The 7,406-nt window shown below is 63.7% G+C and carries 5 protein-coding genes; 4 read left to right on the top strand and 1 reads right to left on the bottom strand.

The window, feature by feature from the left end:
- A partial coding sequence (locus G3I41_RS15080; protein WP_164400706.1) for a transposase family protein occupies positions 1-653 on the bottom strand: 653 nt, incomplete at its 3' end.
- A 588-nt stretch (positions 654-1,241) separates the two neighbouring features.
- Between G3I41_RS15080 and G3I41_RS36855 the strand changes: the two genes are divergently transcribed.
- From G3I41_RS36855 to G3I41_RS15060, 4 genes are all read left to right on the top strand, one after another.
- Positions 1,242-1,355, top strand: coding sequence for a winged helix-turn-helix domain-containing protein (locus G3I41_RS36855; RefSeq protein WP_239081634.1), 114 nt, complete (start codon positions 1,242-1,244; stop codon positions 1,353-1,355).
- Positions 1,356-1,610: 255 nt separating this feature from the next.
- Positions 1,611-3,125, top strand: a complete 1,515-nt coding sequence (locus G3I41_RS15070; RefSeq protein ID WP_164400705.1) for a class I SAM-dependent DNA methyltransferase — start codon at positions 1,611-1,613, stop codon at positions 3,123-3,125.
- The gene (locus tag G3I41_RS15065; RefSeq protein ID WP_164400704.1) at positions 3,118-4,326 is read left to right on the top strand and encodes a restriction endonuclease subunit S; all 1,209 of its coding nucleotides are present in this window, start codon (positions 3,118-3,120) and stop codon (positions 4,324-4,326) included. Before G3I41_RS15070 ends, G3I41_RS15065 begins: the two co-directional genes overlap by 8 nt.
- Before the next feature lies 1 nt (position 4,327).
- Positions 4,328-7,402, top strand: coding sequence for an HsdR family type I site-specific deoxyribonuclease (locus G3I41_RS15060; protein ID WP_164400703.1), 3,075 nt, complete (start codon positions 4,328-4,330; stop codon positions 7,400-7,402).
- Positions 7,403-7,406 lie beyond the last annotated feature (4 nt).

The raw sequence follows: 7,406 nt of genomic DNA, 5'->3' as shown, positions 1-7,406 counted from the left end.
GCCATGGCCTGCTCGCCGAGGCAGCGGATCTTGGCGTGGGTGGTGTTGTGGCGGCGCTTCCATCTCTTGAGGCGGCGGCCCCGGAACGGGACCCGGACGGGTCCGCCGGCGCCTTGGTACGCCTTGTCCGCCCAGCACCTGAGTCCTGCTTCGGTGAGGGCTTCGATGATCCCGTGATGTCGCGCGGCGGTCAGGTCGTGGGTCGAGCCGGGCAGCGCCGGTGAGGCCCAGAGCAGCCGTCCGAACGGATCGGTGAGGACCTGCACGTTCATGCCGTGGCGCTTGTGCTTCCCGGAGTAGTACGGGGTGTCGGCGGCGATGCGGTCGATCGGCAGGAGGGTGCCGTCGAGGATGACGAACGCCTTCTCCCGGATCGTCCGCATCGCCTCGTCCAGGGACGGGGCAAGGCCGGCCAGGGCCTCGACGACTTCGCGTATGTAGCGGTAGACGGTCGCGATCCCGACGCCGAACCCGGCGGCAAGCTGGGCGTAGGTGTCACCGCATCGCAGGTGGGCCAGGGCGAGCAGGGCCTGTCGCGAGGCGGGAAGGCGTCGCCAACGCGTCCCGATCTCCCGCCGCCTGGCCTCCAGCCGTCCGGTCAGGAACCGCAGGGTGCGGCTGGACAGATCAATCGCCGACGGGTAGACAAGCACATGAAGCTCCTGGCAGACACGGGTGATCTTGGTCGAGAACCCGTCTACCAGGGGCTTCGTCGTTGTGCAGACCCGTCCAACTCGCGGTCATCGTCACCAGCTTGGAAAGAGCTCAATGTCGGCGGAAACCGGGCTCAGGTACTCAGGCGACTTGTCAAGCGCTGCCCTCGATCGCTGCACTGCGGCGACGACTCCAGAACTTGACGGGTCGCCTTGGGGTCGTTCGCCTGACAGCTGCGTGCCGGCACCAAGCCCTGGGAGGAGGTACTCGCAGGGCGGCGGGCTGGCCAACGCTGAGAGAACCGCGCGGGAGCTTCGAGGCTTCAGGCGTGGAGCGCTTCGAGGGCCAGACACGTGGAGCTTGCAGCTGTCCGGCGGATCAGCGTGCAGTCGGTCGCGCAGCGGCGTCGGGTCCAGCGTGACAGCGCGAAAATGGAATCCTCTCGAAGGGGCAGCCTGGGAGACCTCCGCTCAGCGAGGCAGTTCGCTCGGCTAGAGCAGGAGTTGAAGCACGGGCCTTGGCTCACGATTGGGAGTGCTAGCGGTTGACGCCGACGCGGATCAACACGCTGATCGGCTGGCTGGTCTATGTCTCGTACAACGGTCGAGGGCACCTGGCGGCTTTTGCAGCGGCACGGCTGGAGCTGGCAGCAGCCCAGTCGACAGGCGACGGAGCGCAATGACGACTCGGTCGAGATGTGATCCGGCCGCGGGTAAGGCCACCGAGCCGGAGGGCGACGGCCTGGATCGTCTTCGAGGACGAGGTAGGGCAGTCGCTGGCTCCGCCGCTCGCCCGGACCCAGGAGACGCAGAGAACACCCTCTCCGTCCGTACGCGATCACTCTCGGGGTTCCCGACGCGGGTGCAGGTCGTTGCTGGCTGCCGTACCGGACTCCCGAAGTGTCAGTGGCCTCCTCCATAATCGGGGCACCGTCTTCAACGAAGGACCTCATCTCTGTGACGATCACCCAGCACGAGCTCGAATCCCGGTTGTGGGACGCCGCGAACGCGCTCCGCGGCCCCGTCGACCCCGCTGACTTCAAGACCTACGTCTTCCCGATGCTGTTCTGGAAGTGGATCAGCGACACCTGGGTTCACGAGCACGACGCGGCGTTCGATGCGTACGGCGACGACCTCGACGACGAGATCGAGGCCGACTTTCACCGGTTCGAGCTGCCCGAAGGCACGCTATGGAGCGAGGTCACCGAGAAGGTCACCAACCTCGGTGCGGAGATCGCGAAGACCTTCCAGCGAATCGAAATGGCCAACCCCCGCTCGCTCGCCGGCGTCTTCGGCGACGCCTCGTGGGGCAACCAGGAGCGCATCCCGGAGTCGGCCCTGCTGGGGCTCATCCGAGCGTTCAACAAGATCAGGCTCGATCCGTCGACGGTCTCGCACGACCTGCTCGGCGCGGGCTACGAGTACTTGCTGAAGAACTTCGCCGACGAGTCGGGCAAGAAGGCCGGCGAGTTCTTCACGCCCCGTGAGGTCGTGAACTTGCTCGTCGGGATCCTTCAGCCCGAGCCGGGCGAGTCCGTCTACGACCCGTCCTGCGGCTCCGGCGGGATGCTTGTCGCAACGATCAACCAGCTGCGCGAATCCGGCAAGGATCACCGCACCCTCAGGGCGTACGGCCAGGAGATCAACCTGACGACGGCCTCGATCGCCCGGATGAACTTGTTCCTGCACGAGATCGAGGACTTCGACATCAAGCGCGGAGACACCCTCCGCGCTCCAGCGTTCAAGGCCCCCAGCGGTGCCGTCCGCCAGTTCGACACCGTGATCGCCAACCCGCCCTTCTCGCTGGCGAATTGGGGAGCGGACCGCTGGTCTTCGGACCCGCGAGCCATCTGCGGCGTTCCGCCGGCGAAGAACGGCGACTACGCCTTCGTCCAGCACATGGTCTCATCGATGAAGCCTGGATCAGGCCGTGTCGGCGTGGTGATGCCCCACGGCGTGCTGTTCCGCGGAGGCGCAGAGGCAAGTATCCGCCAGGGCCTCATCGAGAAGGACCTTCTGGAAGCCGTCGTCGGGCTGCCGCCCAACCTCTTCTACTCGACCTCGATCCCGGCGTGCCTGCTGATCTTCCGTGATCAGAAGCCTGTCGAACGCAAGGAGCACGTCCTCTTCATCGACGGCTCGGCCCGGTTCGTCAAGGGCAAAAAGCAGAACCGTATGTCCGAGGATGACGTCAGGGCTCTCATCGAGGCGTACCAGACAGGTAATGACCCAGACGGTGAGGGTGGTGCGAACGTCCGGCTGGTGCCGTTCGAGGAAATCGAGCAGAACGGCTTCGACCTGAACATCGGCCGCTACATCAAGGTTGCCGCCGAGGAAACTGCCGATCTGGGTGCAGCGCTCGTCGCGTATGCCGATGCTCGCCAACACCGGATGGATACCGAGGCTGCCATGTTCGAGCGGCTCGCAGCGGCAGGCGTCGACCTGAGCGTGTTCGGGGTGCCCAGTGAGTGAGTGGGAGCGGGTCCGGCTCGACGAGGTCATCGCGCTGGACGTCGACGCGGTCCCGGTCACGGCGACGACCTCCTATGGCATCGTCGGTGTCTTGAACCGCGGTCGGGGTCTGTTGTTCCGGGAACCGATCGCTGGCGATGAGACCTCGTACAAGACGCTGAATCGCATTCGTCCAAACCAGATCGTCTACAGCCGATTGAAGGCGTTCGAAGGAGCGATCACCGTTGCGCCGAACGATCTGGGCGAGGTTTACGCATCGCAAGAGTTTCCGACGTTCACGTGCGGTGAGCGAATGCTTCCCGAATACTTCCGGCTCCTTACCACCACAAAACGACTGTGGGAGCAACTGAAGGCGCTGTCGACCGGCATGGGCGGCAGGCGTGAACGAGTCAAGCCTGCTGACTTCTTGACGATGGAAGTTGCTCTCCCCTCCTTGCCGGAGCAGTACCGCATTGTTGACGTCGTGGTCGCGGTTGATGCGCTGGTCCAAAGTCTGTCGATTGAGAAGGTGGCGGCGGAGCGGGTCCTCAACGCAACTCGTGATTCGCTACTGAGGGCAATGGATAGCCCTGAAGTTCCGTTGAAGATGTTGACGACCAAAATCGGTAGCGGAGCTACCCCACGTGGAGGTGAAGCCGCGTACGTGATGGAGGGCGTTTCGCTGATCCGCTCCCAGAACGTGTACGACGGTCGGTTCGAGTGGAATGGCTTGGCGAGGATCCTTGACGACCAAGCTCGCTTGCTCGACAACGTAGCCGTGGAACCGAGCGATGTCCTCATCAACATCACGGGGGCCTCAGTAAACCGGGTCGCAATGGTGCCGGACGAAGCACTACCTGCACGGGTGAACCAGCACGTCGCAATCTTGCGATGCAACCGAGATGTCCTCGAGCCGTCGTACCTCGCTCACGTGCTCAGACGTTCGGATCTGAAGGCTGCCCTTGATGTGATGTCCGGTTCCGGCAGCACTCGGCAAGCTCTTACGAAGGCTCAGTTGGAGACGTTCAGTATCCCTTCCCCGCCGGTCGACGAGCAGCGGGTGGTTGCAAAAGTCTTGGACAGCTTCCTTTCCGAGAGCGCTGCCGCCCAGACAGAACTCGCTCAACTCAGAGCGCTCCGCTCGACCCTTCTGACCTCCCTCCTGAACCAGGAGATCGAGATTCCCGAGTCTTATGACGCTCTGCTCGAGAGGATGTCCTGACATGGGTTGGACAGAAGCGAGCACGATCCAGCGTTCACTGCTCGAGTGGGCGGAGGAGGCCGGTTGGGAGCGTCTCCAAGGGGACGAGCTACCGCGCGATGAGCATGACGTCATCATTGAGGACTGGGCACGCGAAGCATTGCTCGCGCTGAACCCGGAGCTGGTCGACGACCCCGAGTCGGCGGACCTCGTCCTGCATGAACTTAATCAGGCTGTCCTCGATGCGCATAACGGTCTCGTCGCGGCCAACGAGCGGCTGACCGTCATGCTTCGTGGCGACCACTCGTTCACGACGATCGACGGCAGGCATGTGCCTCGTCGGCTGATCGACTTCAAGAACCTCGACAACAACCGCTTCACTGTCGCCGACGAGGTCACCATCAACGGTGCGACCAAACCGCGCCGGTTCGACGTCGTCTACTACGTCAACGGGTTCCCGCTGGTCGTTGCCGAGACCAAGACACCGGTGAAGCATCAGGTCTCATGGGTCAACGCCGCGAAGGACCTTCACGACGTGTACGAGGAGGAGTACCCGAACTTCTTCGCGACGAACGTCTTCAACGTCGCCACCGAGGGCCTGGAGTTCCGCATGGCCCCGATCCGTGCGGTCCCGGACCCCGACTCCGAGATCTGGGCCCCGTGGGGATCCACTGAGGACGACCCAAAAACCGTCACGGGTCCGGCTCGAGTCGAGCGGGCCGCGCGCTTGCTGCTGCGGCCGGAGACGATCCTGCCGATCCTCAAGGACCTGGTGATGTTCCGTCACGCTCGGGACGCCTCCGAGGTCGACATCAAGTTCCTGCCTCGTTACCCGCAGTTCGAGGCGGCGCTGGCGATCCACGCCAAGGTTCTCGCAGGCCGTCCAGGCGGACTGATCTGGCATCACCAGGGATCGGGCAAGACCGAACTCATGGCGTTCGCCGCCGCCCGTTTACTGCGGGACGACGCGGTGACGGGGAAGTTCGGGAGCGCGCCGACGGTCATCGTGATCGCCGACCGCAAGGATCTGGTCCGGCAGACGGCGGAGATGTTCGAGACCGCCGGCATGCCGCGGATGACGGTGCCCCGCAACCGGCGCGAGCTGCACGCTCTGCTGCGCAGCGGTGAACCCGGTGTGATCATCACGACGGTGCACAAGTTCGCTGAGGCCGGCCACCTGAACAACCGGTCAAACATCGTGGTCCTCGTCGACGAGGCGCACCGCTCACAGGAGGGGAAGTTCGGCGACGCATGGCGCGCAGCAGTGCCGAACGCGAAGTTCTTCGGTGCGACGGGTACCGCGATCCAGGACAAGGACCGTTCGACATTCAAGCTGTTCGGCGACCCGGACGACCCGGACTTTGTCATGTCGCGGTACACGCCGGAACAATCGATCGCCGATGGGTTCACCAAGCCAGTGATCGTGGAGGGCCGGTCTGTCGGATTCAACCTCGACAAAGAAGCCCTGGACGAGGCATTCGACGAGCTGGCCACGGAGGAGGGCCTGGACGAGGAGGAGAAGGTCTTTCTGTCAGGAAAAGCTTCTCACATCGAGACGATCCTCTCCAACCCCGAGCGCGTGGCTGCCGTGTGCAGAGACATCGTCGACCACTTCCTTACCTATGTCGCGCCTCTGGGGCAGAAGGCTCAGGTCGTGGCCTACAACCAGCGCCTGGTGATCGCCTACGCCAAGGCAATCGAGACCGAGCTGAAGCGCCGTGCTGCGGTCATGCCGGATGGACGACTCCGTGAGGTCGGTGTGGTGATGCACGTCGCCGACAGCAAGGAGACCCCCAAGGAACACAAGAAGCACCTGCTCACACCGGAGCAGGAGGAAGCGCTCAAGCGCCGCTTCAAGAAGGTCGATGACCCGATGTCGTTCATCGTCGTCACCGCGAAGTGGATGACCGGCTTCAACGCGCCTATTGAGGGCGTGCTGTATCTCGACAAGCCTGCCAAGGACACGAACCTGTTCCAGACGATCACGCGGCCCAACCGCCCGTGGAAGAACCCTGTCACCGGTCAGCGCAAGGACTTCGGGCGGGTCGTCGACTACATCGGTCTCGCGAGGGCCATTGGCAGGGCTGTCGTTGACCCGAAGGTGAAGGACGGTGAAGAGGACGAGCTCAACGTCACTGACGCCTCCAAGCTAGCGGGTAAGTTTGTCGCCGACCTCACGCGTCTGCTCCATCTGTTCAGCGGCATTGACACCAGCGACTCGTCGTTCGAGTCGCTCGCCGAGGCCCATGAGCGGATTCCCGAGGGCGGCGCGCAGCGCACCGAGTTCATCGAGACCTACGTAGCGCTGCAGACGGTGTGGGAGTTCCTCGACCCGCACCCGATGCTCCAGCCATTCAAAGGGCAGTACTTCTGGCTCGCGAAGGTCTACGAGTCGATCCGGCCCAAGGACGTCTCCAAGACTTTTCTCTGGGCCCGTCTCGGCGCGAAGACCACAGACCTGATTCACGGCCACATGAGCGAGGTGGGCGTGAAATCGATGCCGTCGAAGACAGTCACGCTCGACGCTGCTGGCCTGGAGCTGGTCAAGAAGATCGCCGAGCAGCTGAAACTCTCCGAGCAGCAGAGGCCGGAGTCGAAGGCCGAGGACGTGTACAAGGAGGTCCTCGACTCGATCGAGGCGCGCCTCAGGCGTCGGCTCGCCGATACCGAGAGCCCCGCGTACCAGTCGCTGGCGGAGCGGATCGAGAAGCTCCGTGCCAAGGCGATCGAAACCGTCGAGGATTCTCTGGCGTTCCTCGAGGCGGCGCTGAAGATCGCTCAGGATGTGGTCGCCGCAGATCGAGCAGCGGAACAGGGCGACCAGGCGGCGCTCGACCGGCTAGCCGATCCGAAGCGTGGGGCGCTCACTCAGATCGTCGCTGAGAACACGCCGCCCGGGCTGCACAAGATCGTCCCTGACATAGCCGCGCGGATCGACTCGATCGTCGTCGAGGTCGCCTATGCCGGTTGGAGCGCGAGCGATGCGGGCGACAAACGCGTTCGTCGCGAGCTGCGTTCTGTCTTGAAGGAATACAGCTTGCCGATCAAGGGGCAGTTGTTCGATCGAACGTATGAGTACGTGCGGGAGAACTACTGAACCG

This window comes from Streptomyces sp. SID9727 (assembly GCF_010550605.1).
Lineage (GTDB): Bacteria > Actinomycetota > Actinomycetes > Streptomycetales > Streptomycetaceae > Streptomyces.
This window is presented reverse-complemented; position numbering and strand designations above follow the sequence as displayed.

Bases quoted from the DNA above. Each gene is read 5' to 3' on its own strand.
- G3I41_RS36855 (WP_239081634.1), top strand. From the start codon at position 1,242: ATGTCTCGTACAACGGTCGAGGGCACCTGGCGGCTTTTGCAGCGGCAC.
- G3I41_RS15060 (WP_164400703.1), top strand. From the start codon at position 4,328: ATGGGTTGGACAGAAGCGAGCACGATCCAGCGTTCACTGCTCGAGTGG.